Annotated in this window: 18 protein-coding genes and 5 tRNA genes; 8 read left to right on the plus strand and 15 right to left on the minus strand. The window is 55.4% G+C overall.

The window, feature by feature from the left end:
* Window positions 1-141: 141 nt before the first annotated feature.
* Window positions 142-348 (plus strand): hypothetical protein, encoded by a 207-nt coding sequence (locus AB1L30_RS12290; RefSeq protein ID WP_367013718.1) that lies wholly within the window; start codon window positions 142-144, stop codon window positions 346-348.
* Between the two features lie 105 nt (window positions 349-453).
* Here AB1L30_RS12290 and AB1L30_RS12295 read toward each other — a convergent pair whose 3' ends face one another.
* Genes AB1L30_RS12295 through AB1L30_RS12305 form a run of 3 tightly spaced genes read right to left on the minus strand, consistent with a single transcriptional unit; the run spans window position 454 to window position 2,584 of the window.
* On the minus strand, window positions 454-828 hold the full coding sequence (locus AB1L30_RS12295) for a hypothetical protein (protein WP_367013719.1): 375 nt from the start codon (window positions 826-828) through the stop codon (window positions 454-456).
* A gap of 3 nt (window positions 829-831) precedes the next feature.
* Window positions 832-1,485 (minus strand): vitamin K epoxide reductase family protein, encoded by a 654-nt coding sequence (locus AB1L30_RS12300; protein WP_367013720.1) that lies wholly within the window; start codon window positions 1,483-1,485, stop codon window positions 832-834.
* 4 nt (window positions 1,486-1,489) lie between these two features.
* The gene (locus AB1L30_RS12305) at window positions 1,490-2,584 is read right to left on the minus strand and encodes an NAD(P)-dependent oxidoreductase (protein ID WP_367013721.1); all 1,095 of its coding nucleotides are present in this window, start codon (window positions 2,582-2,584) and stop codon (window positions 1,490-1,492) included.
* Between the two features lie 514 nt (window positions 2,585-3,098).
* Between AB1L30_RS12305 and pstS the strand changes: the two genes are divergently transcribed.
* The 4 genes from pstS (at window position 3,099) to pstB (ending at window position 7,016) form a co-directional block, all read left to right on the plus strand.
* Window positions 3,099-4,154: a phosphate ABC transporter substrate-binding protein PstS gene (pstS, locus tag AB1L30_RS12310; protein ID WP_367013722.1), complete on the plus strand. Its 1,056-nt coding sequence runs from the start codon at window positions 3,099-3,101 to the stop codon at window positions 4,152-4,154.
* Window positions 4,155-4,228: 74 nt separating this feature from the next.
* Entirely contained in the window at window positions 4,229-5,260 is a 1,032-nt protein-coding gene (gene pstC / locus AB1L30_RS12315; protein WP_367013723.1) for a phosphate ABC transporter permease subunit PstC, read from the plus strand.
* Window positions 5,260-6,192 carry a phosphate ABC transporter permease PstA gene (gene pstA, locus AB1L30_RS12320; RefSeq protein WP_367013724.1) on the plus strand — a complete coding sequence of 311 codons (933 nt, stop codon included), beginning with the start codon at window positions 5,260-5,262 and terminating at the stop codon, window positions 6,190-6,192. Before pstC ends, pstA begins: the two co-directional genes overlap by 1 nt.
* Before the next feature lie 29 nt (window positions 6,193-6,221).
* Complete coding sequence (pstB, locus tag AB1L30_RS12325) at window positions 6,222-7,016, plus strand: phosphate ABC transporter ATP-binding protein PstB (RefSeq protein WP_367013725.1); 795 nt, start codon at window positions 6,222-6,224, stop codon at window positions 7,014-7,016.
* On the opposite strand, the gene AB1L30_RS12330 is transcribed toward pstB, so the two are convergent.
* The 4 genes from AB1L30_RS12330 to AB1L30_RS12345 form a co-directional block, all read right to left on the minus strand.
* Window positions 7,013-8,152: a pyruvate kinase gene (locus AB1L30_RS12330; RefSeq protein ID WP_367013726.1), complete on the minus strand. Its 1,140-nt coding sequence runs from the start codon at window positions 8,150-8,152 to the stop codon at window positions 7,013-7,015. The two genes, pstB and AB1L30_RS12330, sit on opposite strands and share 4 nt — an antisense overlap.
* 115 nt (window positions 8,153-8,267) lie before the next feature.
* Window positions 8,268-8,918, minus strand: coding sequence for a hypothetical protein (locus tag AB1L30_RS12335; protein ID WP_367013727.1), 651 nt, complete (start codon window positions 8,916-8,918; stop codon window positions 8,268-8,270).
* Between the two features lie 55 nt (window positions 8,919-8,973).
* The gene (locus AB1L30_RS12340; RefSeq protein ID WP_367013728.1) at window positions 8,974-10,467 is read right to left on the minus strand and encodes a sulfatase; all 1,494 of its coding nucleotides are present in this window, start codon (window positions 10,465-10,467) and stop codon (window positions 8,974-8,976) included.
* A 253-nt stretch (window positions 10,468-10,720) separates the two neighbouring features.
* Complete coding sequence (locus tag AB1L30_RS12345; protein ID WP_367013729.1) at window positions 10,721-11,764, minus strand: M57 family metalloprotease; 1,044 nt, start codon at window positions 11,762-11,764, stop codon at window positions 10,721-10,723.
* A gap of 434 nt (window positions 11,765-12,198) precedes the next feature.
* Between AB1L30_RS12345 and AB1L30_RS12350 the strand changes: the two genes are divergently transcribed.
* Window positions 12,199-13,620 (plus strand): TolC family protein, encoded by a 1,422-nt coding sequence (locus tag AB1L30_RS12350; RefSeq protein ID WP_367013730.1) that lies wholly within the window; start codon window positions 12,199-12,201, stop codon window positions 13,618-13,620.
* Window positions 13,621-13,648: 28 nt separating this feature from the next.
* Window positions 13,649-15,160 (plus strand): copper oxidase, encoded by a 1,512-nt coding sequence (locus AB1L30_RS12355; RefSeq protein ID WP_367013731.1) that lies wholly within the window; start codon window positions 13,649-13,651, stop codon window positions 15,158-15,160.
* Window positions 15,161-15,406: 246 nt separating this feature from the next.
* Here the strand turns inward: AB1L30_RS12355 and AB1L30_RS12360 are convergent.
* The 6 genes from AB1L30_RS12360 to AB1L30_RS12385 form a co-directional block, all read right to left on the minus strand.
* Window positions 15,407-15,493 (minus strand) — tRNA-Ser (locus AB1L30_RS12360).
* Between the two features lie 60 nt (window positions 15,494-15,553).
* Entirely contained in the window at window positions 15,554-16,120 is a 567-nt protein-coding gene (locus AB1L30_RS12365) for a DUF5565 family protein (RefSeq protein ID WP_367013732.1), read from the minus strand.
* A gap of 134 nt (window positions 16,121-16,254) precedes the next feature.
* Window positions 16,255-16,328 (minus strand) — tRNA-Leu (locus AB1L30_RS12370).
* A gap of 10 nt (window positions 16,329-16,338) precedes the next feature.
* Window positions 16,339-16,424, minus strand: a tRNA-Ser gene (locus AB1L30_RS12375).
* 9 nt (window positions 16,425-16,433) lie between these two features.
* A tRNA-Glu gene (locus AB1L30_RS12380) sits at window positions 16,434-16,506 on the minus strand.
* A 46-nt stretch (window positions 16,507-16,552) separates the two neighbouring features.
* Window positions 16,553-16,624: transfer RNA gene (locus tag AB1L30_RS12385), tRNA-Phe, on the minus strand.
* 458 nt (window positions 16,625-17,082) lie between these two features.
* Here AB1L30_RS12385 and AB1L30_RS12390 point away from each other — a divergent pair.
* Entirely contained in the window at window positions 17,083-19,389 is a 2,307-nt protein-coding gene (locus tag AB1L30_RS12390) for a sugar-binding domain-containing protein (RefSeq protein WP_367013733.1), read from the plus strand.
* A 65-nt stretch (window positions 19,390-19,454) separates the two neighbouring features.
* Here the strand turns inward: AB1L30_RS12390 and modB are convergent, their stop codons facing one another.
* Together modB and modA are read right to left on the minus strand one after the other, a co-directional pair.
* Window positions 19,455-20,150 (minus strand): molybdate ABC transporter permease subunit, encoded by a 696-nt coding sequence (gene modB / locus AB1L30_RS12395; protein WP_367013734.1) that lies wholly within the window; start codon window positions 20,148-20,150, stop codon window positions 19,455-19,457.
* Window positions 20,151-20,153: 3 nt separating this feature from the next.
* Window positions 20,154-20,960, minus strand: coding sequence for a molybdate ABC transporter substrate-binding protein (gene modA / locus AB1L30_RS12400; protein WP_367013735.1), 807 nt, complete (start codon window positions 20,958-20,960; stop codon window positions 20,154-20,156).
* Window positions 20,961-20,999 lie beyond the last annotated feature (39 nt).

Below are 20,999 nucleotides of genomic sequence, written 5' to 3' on the forward strand. Positions count from 1 at the left end.
GCCCGCCCATTTCTTTTTGTGGGAATAGGCCCGCAAAGGACGTGCCCCCCGAGAATGGTTTATTTGTTTTGAAGCGTTTGGTACGGCACTTGCATTCAGTCAGGCATCCTAAACAAACAACCTTAAATGGAGTTGAGTCCCATGAGTGCTGCCATCTGTGAAGCGATCCCTGCTAAGACCGAAACCGCGACCCAGGCTTCGCTTCAGGAAGCTTGCCGTGCGATTCGCCAAAATTGGACCCCAGAAGAACGTGCCCGCCGCCAAAAGCTGGCCGAAGTGAAGCAGCTTGGTTTGCTGCTGAACACGGTCGACTTCACTACGGTGTTGCAGGCAATTGTCAGCCGCTAAATCGCTGTCCGCTAGCGACTTATGCCCTCGGGCAAAGCCATCCCTCGTGATGGCTTTTTTTATGCGCCCCATAGAACTGAGCAGCAAGGTTTGGTCGCTGAGCGATCAGATCGTGGGTCGTTCACCGCTCGATTCGGATAGCCAGCGCTGCCATGCTTCTGGGGCATCGAACGCCTTGTTGGGAACCATGGAAAACATCAACAGTAACAACCCGATCATCATGAAATTTTGCCCCGAAGGGGGAATTTCAGGAGCCAGCATGATCCGAGCTAGCAAGATTATGGCCAGCGAGAGAAACAATGTGCCAATGTGCGCGAACCTGGTTGGTCGCCAGTAAGACAACAGAGCAAATGTCATCACCATGCCACCCAAAGAAAAGTCGACCAGTGCAGGCACCGCTCCCCGATGTTCTTCCGGGAAAATGAAAGGAGAACAGAGGAGCCAGCAACCCAGCATGAATTCTGCAACACGTGCCCACATGATTTAGCTTTCTTTCTTCTCTGGAAGATTGACCATCTCCAGCGCGATCTTTTCTGCTACTTCGGATGGATAGCCGCACAGTGCTTTCCAAGTGACGGTGAAGCTACCGGAAGCCTTCCAAACCTTCCAAAGGTAGAGCAGGGAGGTGTAAACCTCGTCGTAAGCAAGATAGACCAAGGCCAGCGAGATCGCGGCCGTAATCAGGCACAAGAAGCACCAGTGTCCCAAAACAAACGTCTGCAGCAGTACGAGGATGACACTGACGATTCCCAGCGGAATCACATCAATCCCGAACAACACCACGATCCAGGGGCGCTCGTACCAGCGCCGCGTGGAACCGGCCAATCCGAAGATCGCGTCCCCCAGATATGCGAGAGCTCCCAAGGCCGCATCAGGAACGCCGACCCAACGATCCATTTTTTTGGCAATGTCAGAGCCGATCACCATCGCGCTCTGATTGCCAAATAACGGATCCCAAACGAACGAGATCAGTCCCCATTGGAACGCGGCGAGATGCGAAGCGATCAATGTGGCAGCGAACGCTAACAGACAAACGGGCACTCGCTGCGACCATGCTGAGGGATTGTGAGCCCAAGGCGCCACCGGGGCATGTTCGGTCATTCGATCAGGCCGTTCGACTTTCGCAGGTCGATTCATCGTATCAACCCTTGGCACCTTCGGCGGGTTCGAGTTCGCCAAGCTTATTGGTTGCATAAAACGCAGTTGGATCCGACTTCAACCAATCCAGAATGGTTGGCAGCGTTTTGCGAAGCGTGTGCTGTGGCGCCCATCCGAGGCATTGTTGCGCCTCCGTGGTGTCAATGGGATAGTTCTGGTCGGCCAGATCAACCATCCAAGGTTTGATGAACGGCTCATCTTCCTTGGAAGAAGCCATGCGTAGTTTGACCCAGGCGCCTGCTTTCGCCACAAAGGCAGGGATGCGGATCGTTGGCCATTCCTGCCCATGCAAGTTCCGACCAATCGCTTCCTGCAGTTCGGCGTAGCTCATCACATCTTCTTCGCCAATCAGCAATGTCTTCCAAGGCGGCAACTGATTTCTTCGATCGACTGCAGAGACAATACACTCCGCCAGGTCATCGAGGTGGACAAAGGATTGCCCACACTTTTCGTTGCCGGGGAAGAAGTAGCTTTCCATTTGCTTCTCGTAGATCCGCTGAATCTGATGAGAAACGGGAAGCGAGTGTCCTTGTTCGTCGTAAACTCCGGCAATTCGGAGGACGAGAACTGGAATATCGCCCCGTTCTTCCTGCAATACGCGTTCGGTCTTCAGCTTCGACTCTGGGTAAGCCCACTCCGCGTTGGTCGGCGAACGTTCAGTAAGACGTTGACCAACTCCCACAGACTCCATCACCAACAGGCTGCTGGAAAATTGAAACTGCTCGACATGCATCGTCTGCAGTTCGTCGATCAAACGCCTTGTCCCATTGACGGTAAGTTCGTCGTAAAGAGGGCTCGGATCGCCGGAAAAATCATAGTAGGCGGCCAAGTGAATCACACTGGCTAGCCGGTCTCCGTAGTCGGCTTTGACCTGAGCAATGGCCTGGGAAACACTGTCTTGTTCCGTCAAATCGACTCGATACCAGTCGTCGAGATGCTCATTAGGCTCTTCAGGAGGATGCAGATCGATTCCGACCACTGTGTAACGTTCCTGCAAGCGAGGACAAACACGCGACCCGATCAGTCCGCCGCTCCCCGTAACCAATACGACTGGGGGCTGGTTGATTTCCGGTTCCATACCAAAGGCTCCTTTCATTTCAGAGGAAATCGCTTCGGCTGACTGAAAAGTGCAAGTTCAATGCCAAGCCCTTATGGGGCTCGTTCCATGCTTGGGTTAAGATCTGGTCCTCACCACTGGCTCGTCCGTGAAGAAGGTGAAAATTTTATTCACATACATCCCCAGTAGATTTACGGGGGATTGCCGCAGAAACCAGCCATAACAAGGCAATTCGCTGCAGACGAAGGCCCCATCCTGGCCCAAATGTTAAGACGAATGTTAAGATTCTGCGTGCATTCGCCCCAGCGGGTTGTGATAGGTCCAGGTACCCCTTAGATTTTGTGGCAGAACAGCATTTTTACGGTTTCGCGAGCGATTTTCTGAGGACCAGAATCCTTCGTATATAGTGCCGTATGCTGGGGAGCTGAGCCTTAAGATTCCCCTCTCTCAGGGGTGAATTGCAAGGATTGGTACCTGTCCGATGCGAACTTGAAAAACATCCTGTGTTCAACCATTTGTGGGGACTCAATCAAGCATGCAAAACACTCCATCCATCCTGGGCTCCTATGTCGCTCTGGCTGCCATGCTGGTAGCAACCGTCGGCTGCGGTAGCGGCGAATCGAAGCCGGCTGCAGGCGGTGGCGAACTGGTTAAGCTGCAGGGCGCCGGGGCCAGCTTCCCAGCTCCTTTGTACATGTCGTGGTTCAAAGAATACTCCAACGCCAACAACTGCCAGATCGATTACCAATCGGTTGGTAGCGGTTCGGGTGTGAGTGCTGTGATCGACGGCACTGTCGACTTCGGTGCCAGCGATGCCGCGATGAAAGAAGAAGAAATGGCCAAGGTCGAACGTGGCGTGCAGTTGCTGCCAATGACCGCTGGTGCCATCGTTCTGGCATACAACCTGGAAGGGGTCGACGAACTGAAGCTGAGCCGCGAAGCTTACGCCGACATCTTCCTTGGTAAGATCACCAAGTGGAACGATCCCAAGATCGCCGCCTCGAACGAAGGGGTTTCGCTGCCAGACCAGGAAATCAACCTGGTGGTTCGTGCTGACTCGAGCGGTACGACCTTCAACTTCACGCAGCACATGAGTGCCATCAGCGAGGCTTTCAAGAGCGACGTTGGTATCAACAAGGCCCCGAACTGGCCAGTTGGCACCAAGAGCAAGGGTAACGAAGGGGTCACCACCTCGCTGAAGCAGACGCCAGGTTCGCTCGGTTACATCGAATATGGTTACGCCAAGAAGGCCGACCTGACGATGGCAAGCCTCGAGAACAAGGCTGGCAAGTTCGTGAAGCCAACCATCGAAACGGCTCAGGCCGCTCTGGCTGGTGTTGAAATGCCAGAAAGCCTGATCGCGTTTCTGCCAGACCCAGAAGGGGACAACTCGTGGCCGATCGTGACCTACACCTGGATCATCGCTTACAAGACCTATCCAGATGCCAAGAAGATGGAAGTCTTCAAGAGCATGATCAAGTACTGCCTGACCGACGGTCAGAAGCAAAGTGAATCGCTGGGATACATTCCATTGCCGGAAGAAGTTACCTCGAAGGTGACCGCGGCCCTGGATAACATCTCGGCCAAATAAGCAACTTGCTCCGGGCTTGGTGGCTAATGGCTACCAGGCCCGGTCCATTTTTAATACCCAGTTGCTGCAAGTTTATGGATCACCAAACCAAGTCGCCGATCTCCCGCCCTCCAACCAAATTGGAGATTGGCATCGACCGGTTGTTCCGCGGGCTTTGCTTTAGCTTTGCCTGGCTGACGATCGCAGTGATGGCGTATATCGTCATCGAGATCAGTTGGAAAGCGAAACCGGCCGTGCTGGAGTACGGACCTGGCTTCCTCTCCGGAAAAGAATGGGATCCGAACACGGGCGAATTTGGCATCCTCCCCGAGATTTGGGGCACGCTCTACAGCTCGCTGCTGGCCTTGTTGATCGGTTCCGTCTTTGGAATCGCTGTCGCGGTCTTTCTCAGCGAAGGCTACCTCGGGAACTTTGTGTTCCGAGTCTTAAAGCTCTTCGGTGTTCAGTTCCATCGCTTCTGGGGCAAAATGCCATCGATGGCAGAGTCAGCCCTGAAGAATCTGGTGGAGCTTCTCGCTGCAATTCCTAGCGTGGTCTATGGCCTGTGGGGGATCTTCGTCGTGATTCCGCTGATGCGGAGTTCGTGCGTTTGGCTGCACGACAACATGGGGTGGTTCCCGCTGTTTGGAACGCGTTTCCAAGGTCCGGGCATGCTGCCAGCCGCGTTCGTGTTGGCGATTATGATTCTGCCGACCATCTCGGCCATCAGCCGCGACGCACTAGTCGCGGTGCCACCGAAACTGCGTGAGGCGTCGTATGGTCTTGGGGCGACTCGTTGGGAGACGATTCTCTCGGTGATTTTGCCAACCGCTTCTGGCGGTATCTTCGGCGGTATCGTGCTGGCCTTCGGTCGCGCCTTGGGCGAAACGATGGCCTTGGCGATGCTGGTCGGCAATATGAATACAATTAGCGTCTCGCTCTTCTCTCCGGCGAATACGTTGGCTGCCTTGCTGGCCAATAACTTCCAGGAAGCGGGAAGCGACGAGATGAAAGTCGGCGTGCTGATGTACGCCGGTATGGTACTGATGGCGATCACCCTGGTGGTGAACATCATCGGCGCATTGATCCTGCAAAGAGCCACCGCCGGGCTGAAAGGGATGCGCTAATGGCTTCGCCTCAATCAGAACGCCCTGTGCTGACCGAAACGGATATTAGCCGCTTGGAACGCTCGCTTCGTAAGCCGCGAACGCTGCTGAGTATCATGCTCAGTGCCGTTGCCACGATCATGACCTTCATGGCCCTCGTGCCTCTGTTCTCGGTGGTCATCATGCTGTTTGTGAAGGGGGGCTCGAAGCTGACGCTCGAGAACTTCTACACGCTTCCACCGACCGCGTTTGAAGATGGGGGTGGCTTCGGCAACGCCCTTCTGGGAACGATCCTGATGGTGGGGATCGCGGCGCTGATCAGCGTCCCGTTTGGCATCATGGCGGCCGTGTTCCTTTCGGAATTAGGCAAAAACAGTCGGACCTCTTCCGTAGTGCGATTTTGCGCGAAGGTTTTGAGCGGTTTCCCCTCCATTCTGGCGGGTGTATTCGCCTATGGTGCGGTTGTGCTGCTTACGGGGAAGTTTTCGGCTTATGCCGGGGGGGTAGCATTGTCGATCCTGATGCTACCGGTCGTGATGCTGACGGCAGAAGAAGCAATCCGAATGGTCCCCAGCCGCATGAAAGAAGCTTCAATCGGTATGGGCGCCACCCAGACCCAGACATTGTGGTATGTCACATTACCCACCGCATTGCCCGGAATACTAACCGGGGTTATGCTGGCAGTAGCTCGCGCTGCCGGTGAGACGGCTCCCTTGCTGTTTACCGCCTTGTTCAGCAACTTTTGGCTGATCTCGAGGTGGAACGACGTAGAACCAGGGCAGTTGAATCAGCCCACCGCTTCGATGGCGGTTCTGATTTACAACTTCTCTTCTTCCTTCGTTGACAACCAACGTGAAATGGCCTGGTCGGCCTCGTTGGTGTTAGTGTTGGTCGTTCTGGTCACGAACCTGGTCGGGAAGTCACTTTCCTCCAAGAACGGGCCTCAGCGCTAAGCAAACCTACATAGGAAATCTAGCTGCACATGATCGCGAACGAAGATTCGGCTGACACCGTAATCGACTGCGATGTCAAAGAGCTCTATTACGGCAACTTCAAAGCCGTGCGCGATACGCGAATCCCGATCAAGCAAGGTCAGGTAACCGCGTTCATTGGTCCATCGGGTTGTGGTAAAAGCACCGTGCTGCGTTGCTTGAACCGGATGAACGACCTGATCCGTGGCTTCCGCTTCGAAGGGCATGTCCACTTCCGTGGGCAGAACATCTACGCCCCTCAGATTGATCCGGTCGCCGTTCGTCGCCACATCGGGATGGTCTTCCAGCAGCCCAACCCATTCGCGATGAGCATTTACAAAAATATTACCTACGGTTTGCGGATCAACGGGTACCGTGGCGACTACGACGAAGTGGTCGAACGAGCCCTCCGTGGTGCCGCCCTATGGGACGAAGTGAAAGACAAGCTCAAGCAGAGCGGTCTCTCGCTGTCGGGTGGTCAGCAACAGCGTTTGTGCATTGCCCGCGCGATTGCTGTCGAACCTGAAGTGCTGTTGATGGACGAGCCATGTTCGGCTCTCGATCCGATCGCGACGCGTAAGATCGAAGAGCTGATGACCGAGCTCAAGCAGAAGTACACTATCGCCATCGTCACGCACAACATGCAACAAGCTCAGCGTGTTGCCGATCAGACGGCGTTTCTTTACGTCGATACGACTCAGGGTGGCCGAACCGGTTACCTGGTCGAGCAGAACGAAACGAAGCGTCTGTTTGAAGATCCTCAGCAGGAATACACGCGGCAGTATATCCGCGGCGAGTTCAGCTAACGGATCGTTTCAATCACGAAAGCGTTCGCGTTGTCGGTCGATTGGATCGGCAACTCGGAAACGACAATCACTCGATCGCCAGGCTCAACCAAGTCAATCTGTTTTGCGATCGATGTCGTGGTCGACAGCATCTCCGCAGTTGAACCCGGAGACTTCATCTGTCGGGCGACCACCCCATGATAGACGTTCATCTGACGAACGGTGGTGGGATCGTCTGAAAGTGCCAGGATCGGACAATCGATCCAGTTCTTGGCGATCAAACGTGCCGTGATGCTGGAATGTGAATAGACCACCACGGCCGCGATCTCTTGCATCTTCAAGATGTGACGTATCGAGTACGCCAACGCTGCCGTGTTGGGTGGCTGACCGAAACCAACCTTGATGGGTCGATCGGTGATTTCCATCAGGCTTTCGGTTGCGATCACCGTTTTCGAGGCTACTTCGACTGCCTCGGCAGGAAAGTTGCCTGATGCAGTCTCGTCACCCAGCAGAATCGCATCAGCGTGGTCGAAGACAATGTTCGCGATGTCGAACACTTCGCTGTCCGTGGGTTCCGCAGCTTGACGCATTGTTTCCAGAACGCCGCGACCGACCAGGCAAGGCTTGGCGCCAATCTGACACTGCCGGGCAACCATCTTTTGCATTACCGGATTCGACCAGGTTTCCATATCGGACAAGCCGGCAGAGGTCACAATGACACCATCGGCAGCTTGAATAATGCTGTCGATGTCACGATAGTTCGACGCGTCGTCGAGGCGGGCGAGAACTGCCGCGTGACTTCCGGCTTCGTGAAGTGCCTTGCGGGCCTGGTTGATGTTCAACGTTCCGAGCGGTACCGAGATCATGACGTAGTCGACCTCGTTCGCTGCGATCCAGTTCAACTGATCTTTGTTGATGGGCTGCTCCGCCGGTGGTTCTTCGCCAGTAACGGGAATCGACGCCAACAGCGTGATTGGCAGCTGCATCATCCCTTCCACTTCACGAACCGACTCGTGCCACTCGCTCCAGACCGTGGGATTTTCTTGTCCCAGATCGATCACAAACGAGTCGGCTCCAACGAGGACCAATTGCGAGAGTGGGCCGGCGCCAGAGCAGCTCGGACCGATGGTCGCAACCAGTTTGGTGCGTTTCAACATCGCAGTATTCGTCGTTGGTGTCAGGGGAATTGGATCGACCACGTTTGGATAAACCTCCTTGCGCAACCCAGTGGGGCGTTCACAGCCAGATTGGACCTACCGCTGGGCGGTACGGTTATTCTACCGGATTATGCTCTTCCGTGTTCGGCTTCGATTTCTTCCGGCTGTAAAGAATGATTATGCCAACTACCAACGCAATCAAGCTATAGGCCCCGATCTTCCCGGAAAGCTCATTGAGCGAAGGCATTACGGTTTCCGGCGAGCCGGTCGGCTCGACATAGGGGGGAATGATCTCGAGGGAATTGAGAAAGGCCTGGGCGTCAGGATCTTGGCGAGGATCCTTGCCGATGCCAAAGACCATCAGCTTATAGAACTTGCCACCCACCTTGACGATCGCTTGCGAAAGGATCGCGTCGTCGCCAAGGGCACCCCCAGCGGCGCTAATCAGGAAAACCTGATGGCCGTTCTTTTCGACGACCGTGGAGTCCAGGATTTCCCCTCCCAGGTCTTCGGCCAGACCTTGTTCCAAGGCCGACTGGATGATCTTGCGTTCGATCGGAGCAGGGGACTCGATAATCCCCAGCTTCAAGGTTTCATCCGGCGAAAGCCAGAAGACTTTCGCCGGCGGATCTGGCTGAACCTCGACGAAACGTTCTGAATCTGGCATCTCGCAAACGATGACCCCATCCGAGGATTTCCATTGCTCGGCCATACTGTGGGTGGCCGAGAGCATCGTTAACGCAAGTGCCAGGATCAGTCGTTTCATTCAATTTCTCTTGAGAGGAAGTCAGCCCAGACTTCGGTTGCCAATCCAATGAAGACTAGCGAATCTTTTCGTCCGGCAGTTCTTTGCCGATCCCCTGATCGATTGGCATCTTGTCGGTGTTCGGTGTGAGACCAACATTCGCCATTTCCTTTGCTAACTCGTCACGAAGCTTCGCGACCAGATCGGCATGCTCTGGCTTCTGTACCAGGTTGATCGTTTCGCCGGGATCGGCCTTCAAATCGTAGAGTTCCGCCATGTGGCGATCGGGCGAGCCGTCGCCGTGCGGGTAGCGAATATATTTGTACCGATCGGTACGCAAAGCGCGGACATTTGGCGTGTAAGGGAACTGCTTCTCGTAGTTGTAGTAGTAAATCCACGAGGTTCGCCAGTCGTCGCTTTCGCCGTTGGCCAGCTTGGCCCACGAGTCGCCATGGATCTTTTCAATCGGTTTGGCACCTGCCAGTTCGATCAAAGTCGGAGCTATATCAACCGTCAGCACTTGCTGTTCGACCGTTTTGCCTTGCCCCAGCTTCGGGTAACGCACGATCAACGGCACACGCAGGCTCATCTCGTGGGCGGTGCGTTTGTCGACCATTCCGTCTTCCCCTTCCAGCAGCCCATTATCGCCCATGAAGACAATGATCGTGTTGTCGAGCTGCCCGGTCTTTTCGAGCCAGGCATAAAGCTTGCCCATGCTGTCGTCGACACTGAGGATCGTACCCCAGTAAGCGTGAACCATGTCCTCGAACGCTTTGACACCTTCCGGGCTGTCATCCGGAAAGTCCTTCCGCCAATCGAATAGCGGCCCATAGATGCCATGCCAGGTATAGAGTCGCTCTTTGATCCATTTCGGCTTGTCATCGAGCTGAAATGCGGTTTTCGGATATTCGACCTTCACGTCATCGAAGGCGTGTTCGTATTTCGGTTCAGGAAAGTAGAAACTGTGCGGAGCTTTCTGCCCGATCATCATGCACCAAGGCTTACCACCATGATCTTTCTGCAACCAATCAAGCGCCATGTCGGTCACGACATGCGTGTAATAACCAGGGACCACGCGGGATCCCTGACCGTTGATATTGAACGAAGTATCGAAGTACTTGCCCTGTCCTTTGTGAGTGACAAACCAATCGAAACCGGCACGTGGTTCGTCGTTGTCTTCACCCATGTGATACTTGCCGATGTAGGCTGTCTCGTACCCGGCATCTTGCAAACGCTTGGGGAACGTCGCCATCTCGGTGGGGAACTCGGTGAAGTTGTTGGTCACCCCATGGGCATGCGCATACAGCCCGGTCAGAATCGATGCGCGGCTTGGCGAGCAAAGGGAAGTGGTGCAGAACGAATTCTGGAACTTCACCCCTTCTTTCGCCAGGCGGTCGATATTAGGCGTTTTGACATGCTCGCTGCCGAGGCAGCCGACCGCGTCAGGTCGCAAGTCATCGCAAAGCACGAACAAGATATTGGGCTGTTTCGGAGCGTCGGCCGCCACGGCCAGAGAATTCGAAGCGACTACCAAAAGCGCAGCCACAAGAAGCGTTCGCCAATACGTCATTGCGAAGGGTCCTCGGAAAGGGGGAAGCAGTGCAGGGGGGCGGTGTCGCGGCCTTCTTCTGGGAGAGGTCGCTACCCACTAATTTGCGTGAAATCGACCAGCGTTTCCAGTCGGGAGAGGCGATTCAGGTCGATTTTAGGCGGAAGAATCCGCACGAAAGAGGCCAGACACAATGGTCCTGCAGGTTCCCTGCTGAAGAATCGAAGGCGTGCGGAACAACGACGACCGCACGCCGACATGTCGCTCGAGTCTGCTATCGATGAGTTCGACGCGAACCCATGTTCACGGCGACTTCGGTGCGTTGAGAAGTAACGTCGCCTGATCCATGCTGCGAACTTCCGCGAGGTTGGCCATGACCACTCTGGAATCCATGACGCGGGCCTTGGAAAGGTGAACGTGACCAATGGCCGCGCGGATGATGCGAAGGAGGCAAGTCAGCGGCTGGAGGTTCTTCGGTATCTTCTTCGTCGTCCTCATCGTTATCGTTCGGCTCGTCATCCGGTTGATCGTCGCTGGGTACATCCTCTGAGTCATCGTCATCATCGGAAGGCGTGTCATCCGTTGGGTCGGTTGGATCCTCAGTCGGATCTTCATCGGATGGAGTGTCGTCGGTCGGCTCGTCTTCGTCAGGGACGTCGGCCGGGTCGTCTTCTTCCGTGTCGGTCGAAGTGTCATCCGGAACTTCATCGGTCGGATCAGCACTGGTCGTGGTATCTTCTTCGGCAGGAGCATACAGCGCGAGGGCCCCGTCGACGTCCTCTTCGGTTAGGGCCGTGAACTCCTGATTCGCAGAGACGCTAGGGTAAAGAACCGAGCCGGGCGAATCGGAATGTTCCAGGCCGACCGAATGGCCAAGCTCGTGCACCATCACGTAAACCAGATCGTAGGCAGCCGCACCAAGGCTGTTACCCACTTCCCAGTTCTCAGAAATATCGACCATGATGTCGCCAGCGATCTTGGCAGGATTCACATCGTTTGGGAAATAGGCTTGAGCAAGCGTCCCACCAGAACCATCGATGTCCTCGAACGAGATGTCGATCGAATCGAGTTGCCCGGACTCGAAGATCTGCGTGAACGTGACGCTGATCACTTCGCTCCAGGTCGCCATCGCGTCGGCAATCGCTGCTTCGACTTCGGTTTGAGTCAGGCCGAAATCGGTAGGCACCTCACCCACGTAATAGGTCAGCGAAGCTTCCCCTTGGCCTATTCCATCCCAGCCAGTGCTCGACAAACAGAGACGCGATTCGAGCAGAGAAACCTGCGGAGTGACGTGCGATAGCATTTTACGATGAGTCATCTTTTTCATTTCCGCATCCATGCTGAGATCGTCGAGAAGTGAATCTTGAGGTCAAACACGCAGAACGCTTCGACCGGCAAACCATCTCTGGACGATCATAGAACGACCCTCGGCAAACGCCCATCCATACATCGTCTCGAATTGAGGTTCATCTGTCTCAAACAATTTCAAGCAGCGAATGCTGCGCTAGAAGAGCGATCGCGCATCGTAGTTTTGGATTGGGGTTGCGAAGGACACGGGATGACCGATCACTGGATGATAGCAATGCTGCTATCTGCTTGGCATCGCTTCCCCATTTGCGCAGGCCGAATAGTTTCGCAGACATCCCTTAGCCGAGCCTGCCGTTGCCGAGTCAAGTTGGATGGGAGCGGCCCCTTCTGGCGAAATTAATCGTAATGCTTTCTTGGATCCAAAGCCCAACGGTAATACTGGCCATGTCTCCGTATAGACTCGCAACCGTCGCGATTTGTATTGTCGCCTTCCACGGGATGCAGTTCGAATGCGTCCACGCGCAGAACCATCAACCGGAAGCACGGAAAGAGATTGCAGAGCTTCTTACCTCGCCGCCTGACGTCGGATTAGCTACGGCAGCTCCAGGCGTCCGGTGGAATGCTCTGGATATGCATGCCGACGTTGCGCCTAGCCAGCACTCCCTGGCAGGTCTGCTCGAACTTGCTTCTCGAAACAATCCGACCATTTTGCAGGCTCAGTATCAAATCACTGGTCAACTGGCCAAGGCCCAACAAGCCGGACTTTATCCGAACCCGATGTTGGCCTACGTGGCCGAAAACATCGGGGTCGAAGGAACAGCAGGCGAGTGGCAAGGTGGCGAGATTGAGCAACGATTCGTGACCGGCCATAAACTGCAAATCAGTCGTGACAAGTACCTGCAACGTGCCAAAGTGGCCGAGCACCTTGCCGTCGCGCAGCAATATCGCGTTTGCAACGATGTCCGCGTGCACTACTTCAAGACCCTTGCTGCTCAAAGGATTCTGGATCTACAACGTGAGCTACTCAAGACGTCAGAAGATCATCTCACCACCACACGCGAAATGTTCAATGCTGGACAAGCGAACCAGGTAGATCTACATCGTGCAAATGCCCAGCTGCGGCGGCAGCAACTCGCGGTACTGCAGGCCGAGAACAGGATCCGTCGCGAGTTCTTACAACTCGGTTCTCTCGTTGGTGTCGAGTTGGCCCAGCTTCCCCTGGAAGGCAATCTGGAATCAGGGAGTGATCTGATCGACTTCGATCTTTCAAGTGAACGAATTTTGAGCCAAAGTCCAGAGATCCTCGCGGCGCATTCCAAGTTGCGAGAAGACCAAATTACGCTCAATCGAGAAAGTGTCGAGTGGGTTCCCGACATTATCGTCGCTGGCGGTGTCGGCCGGAACTTTGAATCTCAAGACACCACGGGAGCGATGAGCGTTCGAATGGAGCTTCCGATCTTCGATCGAAACCAGGGTACCATTCGCCAGGCACAAGCCGACTACGTTCGTCAACAAAAAGAGATCCGACGCACCGAGATGGATCTGAAAATGCGACTGGCTCAGCAATACGAAGCCTATCTGAGTGCTGCCCAGCATGTGCTGACGTACGAAGAGTTGGTATTGCCCGAGCTTAAACAAGCTTATGCGAACTCACTCCAAAGTTACAAAGAAGACCGAGTGGCATGGCCAGCTGTGTTGATGGCTTATGAAAACTACACGCAGCGCCGGATCGAGTACATCGACCATTTGCTCCAGCGTCGGACGAGCGAGATCATGCTGAATGGCTTCCTGCTGCATGGCGGACTAAATGCGGCATCAAGCCCGACGCCAACCGGACACATCGACGCTACTCCCAAACCACGGTAAGCCACTTCGTAAAAGGATGAACCCGACCATGGATCGTGAATCCTCACCACGTCGCCACTTCCTGAAAACGGGGATGGCAGCTGCCGCATCGCTGGCTGCCGGTAAGGCACTAGTCGCTCAAGAGAGTGTGGACCCCAATGCCGCAGCCGCTCCCCAGGCAGGTCCGTTGCCAACCAGCGCCGATTCAGGTCGGTTAACTTCGGAATCGAAGCGAACTGAAGTTCACGATGAATACGATGGCTTTTCGCGCTTCAAGCCGAGTCGCGGGAACGACCCGGACGGCGACTTCTATTTGGGCAAGCTGGTACCTGGTTTCCGGAGTGCCGCGGAGGGGCCTGTCCCTTTCTTGGCGCCCGACCTGGAGAAGTTGCCGTACAAGATGAAAGACGGGGTGAAAGAATTCGAACTGGTCGCGCAAAGCGTTCGGCGTGAATTCCTGCCTGGCTATGTCATGGATGTCTGGGGCTATAACGGTTCGACCCCTGGCCCGACAATCGAAGTTGTTCAGGGGGATCGCGTACGGGTTGTTGTACACAACGAGCTACCAGAACCGACGACGGTACATTGGCATGGCTTCGAGTGCCCCGTACAGCAAGATGGTTCGATGACCCTGACGCAGAACCCGATCATGCCTGGCAAGAGCCATGTCTATGAGTTCGATATCCATGAAGAGGGAACTTTCTTCTACCATTCGCACGTGGCCATGCAGGAAGCATTTGGGATGGTTGGCTGGTTTATCGTCCATCCCAAGAAGGTATTCGATCCTCCGGTCGATCGAGACTTTGGACTGATCTTCCAGAACTTTCATATTGAACCGAATCAAACCATCAGCAACTCTTGGGCGATGGATTGGAACTGGCATACGATCAACGGACGAAGTGGTCCCTACACAACGCCGCTCGTGGTGAAGCATGGCGAACGTGTCCGTGTGCGGATCATGGACTTCTCGCCAATGCAGCACCATCCAATCCATATGCATGGACACACGTTCTGGTTAACAGGACGCGAAGGGGCACGCACTCCAAAATCGGCCTGGATCCCCAGGAATACCGAGCTAATCGCGGTGGCCCAGGCCAGCGTCTTCGAGTTCATCGCTAACAACCCAGGGGACTGGATGTTTCACTGCCACATGGTTCATCACATGATGAATCACATGGTCGAGCAGGTGGGACCAAGAATTCGACCAGGGCAATCGGTCGACGCTTACCTGACGAACCTGGACCAGCGTCCCGCCGTCGAAATGAAGCATCCTCGAGGTTTCGACACGCCTGGCTACCCGCAAGGCATGCAAGGGATGAAGATGTCCGAGGAATTTATGCAGGCAATCTGGAATCGACGCGAGGTCCAAGGAATGCGGGCGACGTGGCCTCAGTCGGTTCATGGCCTGATGACAACACTACGCGTCTTGCCAGATGACCTCTACTCGCGCGTGATGGATACCGATGACGTACCCAAGGGAGCAATCTTTGAAGAGATTGTGCAGCGATTCGGCACGCCATCGACGTATCAAAAGGCCCCAGCAATGTCGATGGAGAAGTGATCTCCGCGAACAACGGTTCGGACGTTACCCCGCACCAAGATGTGCCACGCGGCAGGCATTCTGGTAGGTGACATGTGTCGTGCTCCCATCCTTGAAGCGGATACATGTCCGAGCAAATGCCTCTGACGCTTGCTGACCCGTTCCTCAAATTGAAGGTAGACGATCATCCAGGCGGTCCGTTCGATACGAAAGCGACGATTTCGCCAATTGGCTTACCATGGCGAAGTTTCTCTGACTTCGTAGAAGCGGAAGGCATGGGATTCGAACCCACATGACGTCATGCGTCGCACGGTTTAGCAAACCGGCCCAACAAACCGTATTTGGCTACCTTCCATCAAAGATCCGACGAACGCTTAAATGATGTTCGCCGGATCTAATCTCGTTATTCTCAGTTCAACAATCGGAATCTGGCCAAGGAAGGCCAAAGTCTCTTCGCTTGATCTTGCACATGCGGCCATCGGGATGATGCCAGACGATTCCTTCGATCGACATTTCCTGCAGCGCCTCGCGAATGGCATCAAACGACCGCGGGAATAGCGGATACTGCGTGGCACTCTCGTGCGAACGCAATTCGTGCTGAGTAAGCTGGTACGCATTGCCTTGGATCTTGGGACCTACCAACTCGTAGGTTCCGTCTGGCAGCGATCGATTGGCGTCGAATGCCTCGCGGTGCCAGCGATCGGCTGGCGTGTCGGTAACCTTCATCCATCCAGGCCAGTGGCCGGTTACGGGGTCAGGCGCAGGTTCCGCTGCGATCCAACCACTGGGGGCAGGCTTACCTTGCTTTCGGTCGTGCCGACGAAACAGTTCCCCTTCGCGAATCATGCAGCAGGTTCCATCGATCTTTTCCGTGGCGATACCTTCGCCCAGCAAAACCCACTGGCAGCCGTCGACCACCTGGTTGATGACTTGACGGTTTCCTTCGTAGTCGCGTTGGAAGAGGCTCGGAATCTTTTGCATGGGAATGTCGATGATGGTTAAAGGAAAGTTGCGTTTCAAAATAGTGGCCCAGGCGGGACTCGAACCCGCAACGACCCCGAAGTTTAAATTCGAGCGGTCAACCAATTGCCACTGAGCCAACACGGGCAAGAGAGTAGCTCGAGTGGGATTCGAACCCACAGCATCCCTGATTCTGAGTCAAGGTGGTCTGCCAGTTGCCTACCGAGCCATGTTTTGAGCGGAAGCCGAGGGACTCGAACCCCCAAACGACGTTTAGCCGTCCCCTGTTTTCAAGACAGTTTCCTCATCCAGCCGGATGGCTTCCGAAATGAAGTGACCCGTGTGGGAGTCGAACCCAACCTGCTCGGCTTGAAAGACCGATGACCTCACCCGAAGTCGAACGGGCCAATTTTCCTGGCGAATACCATCACGCCGCGAACGACGCGCAGCAAGTGGACCGAGAGGCGCTCGAATCCTCGTCTACGGTTCTTCAAACCGCCGCTTTACCGTCTAAGCTATCAGTCCAGATCGTTTCGTTCCGGGCACAAAAAAGGCCCGGTCGTTGATGACGCCGGGCCGCTACAGATCTTACTGTGGGCTTCGAGCGTCAGGTCGCTATGGCTTCGCTGGAAAAGGAAAGGAATTCAGATTCAGCGCGCAGAGAGAGTTCGAGTGAACTTAACAACAGATTGAAGTGGCGACGCGACATGGGAATCGTTCCTTTCCAATACCCCGGTTTAGGTTGCCAACATGGCAATTGACGGGCACAACCAACCTAGACGGGGCTGATGCCCCTTGGTTCGCGGTGAAACCAGGTTTTTCATCGGGTTTTCTCCCTTGTTCGGGCTAATTGCTGGCCAACTCAGGCGTCGGAGTTCGCAACATATCTCAATAAGTCTACGCAGCACCTCATAAGCGAATCTTGCGAGGTGTGGCAAAATGAAAGGGTTAACTCGCTGCTCCTGCCCCAAATACGGAGATACATGATGACCCCACGACGATTCTTAGAGCGAAGCACGCCATGGCTGGCTGCGTTTTTACTATTCACCACACTCACGGCATTCGCTTCGGCAGAAGAAGCCGATCCGCATGCGATCGACGGTCCTTGGCGCTACTCGTTTGCCAAGCCAGCCGATGATTGGTTCAAGCCAGGTTTTGACGACAGTAGCTGGAAAGAAGGCTACGGTGGCTTCGGTACCGCTGGGACGCCCAACGCTCGCGTGGGGACAGAGTGGGACGGCAAGAACATTTGGATTCGCCGTGAAGTCGAATTCGACTCGATCCCTGAAAACGCGTCGCTGTTGATTCATCACGACGACGAAACGGAAGTCTACTTGAACGGCAAGCAAATCGCGACGTTCGACAAGTGGACCGACCAATACAAAGTCGTCCCGATGACGGCCGAAGGCCGCGCCGCGTTGCAGGCGGGTAAGAACGTTCTGGCCGTGCATACCTATCAAGATGCCGGTGGGCAGTACATCGACGTGCATATCGTCGACGGAAAGAACGTTCCGCAGTTGCCAGCGGCTCGCCTGCCCGAGAAGCCTTACATTTCGGACCTGATCACCACTTGGGGCGAACAGTTGTCGCCTGAAAGCGTGTGGCAGGAATATCCTCGTCCGCAGATGACGCGCGAGAACTGGCAGAATCTGAACGGCAAGTGGAACTACGCGATCACTTCGGAAAAGGTCGACACCATTCCGCAACAGTGGGAAGGCAAGATCCTGGTGCCATTCGGTCTGGAGTCGAAGCTTTCTGGCGTTCAGCGGAACCTGCAGCCAACCAGCGCGCTATGGTATGAACGATCGGTTGACTTGAAGCCAGTCGATGGCCAGCGCACCCTGTTGAACTTTGAAGCGGTGGACTATGCGTGCCGCGTCTTTCTGAACGGAACCGAAGTTGGTGGCCACGTGGGCGGAAGCACTCCGTTTACGATTGATGTGACCGACGCCGCCAAGCCAGGCGACAACCAACTGGTGGTCCGCGTCGAAGATAAAACCGGTGGATGGCAACTTCGTGGTAAGCAAACCTTGCACCCAGGCGGCATCTGGTACACGCCAGTGTCGGGTATCTGGCAGACCGTCTGGGCCGAGCAAGTTCCAGCCACGTACATCTCGGACGTGACGATCGCAACCGATCCTAAGACGGGCAATATCACGATCGATCCAACCCTGTCAGGTCAGGCCGACGCCAAAGTCACGGTCAAAGCGACCATCTTCGATGGTGACAAGCAGGTTGCCGAAGCGAAGTCGAATGGCGATCCGATCTCGGTTGAAGTCGCCAACGCCAAGCTTTGGTCGCCAGATTCGCCTCACTTGTACAACATTCAAGTCGAGGTCCTCGATCAGGCAGGCGACAAGGTGATCGATTCGATCGGTACCTATGCTGGTATTCGTAGCGTCGGCACGATGAAGGACGAAGATGGTCACCTGCGGTTTACTCTCAACGGCAAGCCGATCTTCCACTGGGGACCGCTTGATCAAGGTTGGTGGCCAGATGGTCTGCTAACGCCTCCTTCCGATGAAGCGATGTTGTACGACATCGAGTACCTTCAGGCAGCCGGGTTCAACATGATCCGGAAGCATATCAAGGTCGAACCACGTCGCTATTACTATCATTGCGATCGCCTCGGCATGCTGGTCTGGCAAGATCAGGTGAGCGGTGGCGAAAGCCCACCATGGACGCGGATGCGACCAAATCCGGAAGATGCCCAGTGGCCTGATGCCGCACACGACCAGTACCTGGCCGAGTTCGAAGAGATGGTCGACTCGCTTGAGAATCACCCCAGCATTGTTGTCTGGGTTCCTTACAACGAAGCCTGGGGGCAGCATCGAACGGTGTCGAGTGGCGAGTGGATCTTGAAGCGAGATCCAAGCCGCCTGGTGAACATCGCCAGCGGTGGTAACTACTGGGACGTCGGCCATGTCGCGGACCAGCACAGTTACCCACACCCATCGTTCCCGTTCGAGCAGAAGCGTCTCGACAGCAAGGTGAAGGTCGTCGGCGAGTTCGGCGGTCACGGCTGGCCGGTTGAAGCCCATCTCTGGAAGAAGACCCAGGCCAACTGGGGCTACGGTGGACTGCCGCGAACGGTGAAGGAATATCAGGCTCGTTACCAGGAGTCGATCGATATCCTTCGCAAGCTGAAGGAGAAGGGGATCGCTGGTGCCGTCTACACGCAAACGACCGACGTCGAAAGCGAAATCAACGGCCTGATGACTTACGACCGTAAGGTGATCAAGATCCCTGCCAAGGAACTGAACGAGATCCACACCGGTCTGACCAAGTAAGTCTCGGTTGCAATCCAAACTGCGTGAACCCTGGCTTGGCCCTTGTGCCAGGTCGGGGTCTTTTTTTATCCGTCTGAGTCTTGCTTGGGACCGATGCGCGATCGCTTCTCGAGCGTCTCGCTGATCAGAAGGGCGATGGCCGCGATTAAGATGGAAACAACGATCACGCTCGTCGCATTCTCGACACCGCCGGGTGTTTCCATTTGATCGTAGACATAAAGAGGAACCGTCTGCGTTTTGCCAGGGATGTTCCCGGAGATCATGATAGTCGCACCGAACTCGCCAAACCCTCGGGCAAATGCCAGGATGCAACCAGCGATGATCCCAGACCGAGCGAGCGGGATCGTCACGTTCCAGAAGACATCCCACGACCCAGCGCCAAGCGTTTGAGCCGCCATTTCAAGCGTAGGATCAACCGACGAGATACCCAGCCGAATCGAACGCACCATCAGCGGAAACGCAACGACGGCCGCCGCGACCGCCGCCCCTTTCCAGTCGAAGATGATCGAGATCCCAAAGACCGACTGTAGCAGTGCCCCCAGCCAGCCGTTGCGGCCAAATGCCACCAGAAGCAAGTAACCGGTGACTACCGGTGGCAGCACCAGTGGCAGATTGATCGCCGTTTCCAGCACGGTCTTTCCCCAGAAGTTCTTTCGAGCCAGCAGCCAACCGCATAAAAGGCCTGGTGGAAGTCCTAGTACTACCCCCACGAGCGAGACTCGCAGGCTGAGAAGCACGGCCGATATTTGGTCAGAGTCCACTCGCTACTCTCCCTTCTCGGAGGAAGTCAGCGGGACGAAACCATACTTCTTGGCGATAGTCTGGGCCCGTTCGCTTTGTAGAAAGGCGTAAACGCGATCAGCAGCTTCGGATGGCTCTGGCGTCTGCACCCGCACCAACGGATAGACAATCTGATCGTGCGAGGCTGGATCGAACTGGGCGACCACAGTGACTTGATCGGTCAGTCGAGCATCGGTCGAATAGACCACCGCTGCGTCGACTTCGCCCCGCTGGGCGTAAGCCAGCGTGCTGCGAACATCATGGCCGCGAACGATCTTTCCTGCCGCATCAAGAGGTTCCCACAGCTTGTGATAGGCAAGGGCTTGTTGGGCGTAGATCCCGGCAGGTACGTTCTGGCCTGCGATTGCGACACGCTGAACCGAGTCGTTGGTGAGGTCTTCCAGCGTGGTGACCTTCTGCGACGAACTTTTCGGAACGATCAATACCAACGCGTTCGCCAGCCAGGCAGTCGAATCTTCGGTCAGGCCTGCGGCGACGAGTTCATCGGCCCATTTCTGATTCGCCGAAATGTAGATATCGGCCGGCGCTCCCGAAAGAATCTGCTGAGCCAACGCGTGCGATGGCCCGGTGCTGATTTCGATTTGAATGTCTTCACCCAACACTTGTTGAGCGGCATCGGCCATCTCTTGGAGGGCATCTTTCGTACTTGCCGCGCCGAGAATGACGACGGTTGTGGACTGCTCAGACGAAGAGCCAGGGCCGCAGCCAGCGATGGGCAGCAGCAGACTCCCGCACCAAAGCAGGCAGAGGCAAGATACGACGCGCGACATGTTCGGAAACTCCCAGAAGCTCCGAACATTGTAGGCTGA

It is taken from the genome of Bremerella sp. JC817, from assembly GCF_040718835.1.
Taxonomy (GTDB): domain Bacteria; phylum Planctomycetota; class Planctomycetia; order Pirellulales; family Pirellulaceae; genus Bremerella.